Annotated in this window: 1 protein-coding gene; it reads left to right on the forward strand. The window is 62.0% G+C overall.

Annotation, left to right across the window (positions count from 1 at the left end):
* A partial coding sequence (tssI, locus tag F8N80_RS30995; RefSeq protein WP_150785347.1) for a type VI secretion system tip protein TssI/VgrG occupies positions 1-508 on the forward strand: 508 nt, incomplete at both ends.

Genomic DNA, 508 nt, shown 5'->3' on the forward strand with positions numbered 1-508 from the left:
GCGACTACTGCATCGCGCGTGGCAAAGGTGATGAACCGGCATTGGCCAGTGGCCGGTTTCTCAAGCTGAGCGGTCACCCACGCGGTGAATGGAATGACCTGTGGCTGGTCACGCAAGTGACCCACGAGGGCAAGCAACCGCAGGTGCTGGAAGAGGCGGTGACCGAGGTGGCAGGCGCGGATTTTCACCAGGGTTATCGCAATGCGTTTGTCGCCGCGCCGTGGGATGTGATCTTTCGCCCACCCCTGGATGAGCAGGCGCGCCCGGTGATCTCGGGTTATCAACATGCCGTGGTCACCGGCCCCGCCAACAGTGAGATCCATTGCGACGAGTATGGCCGGGTCAAGGTGCAAATGGCCTGGGACCGCGGCGGTGAGCATGACGATCATGCCAGCTGCTGGCTGAGGGTTGCCAGCGGTTGGGCGCATGATCGCTATGGTTCGGTGCTGATCCCGCGAGTCGGCATGGAAGTGCTGGTGGGCTTCGTAAATGGCGACATGGATATGCC

Source organism: Pseudomonas fluorescens, assembly GCF_902497995.1.
Taxonomy (GTDB): domain Bacteria; phylum Pseudomonadota; class Gammaproteobacteria; order Pseudomonadales; family Pseudomonadaceae; genus Aquipseudomonas; species Aquipseudomonas fluorescens_BK.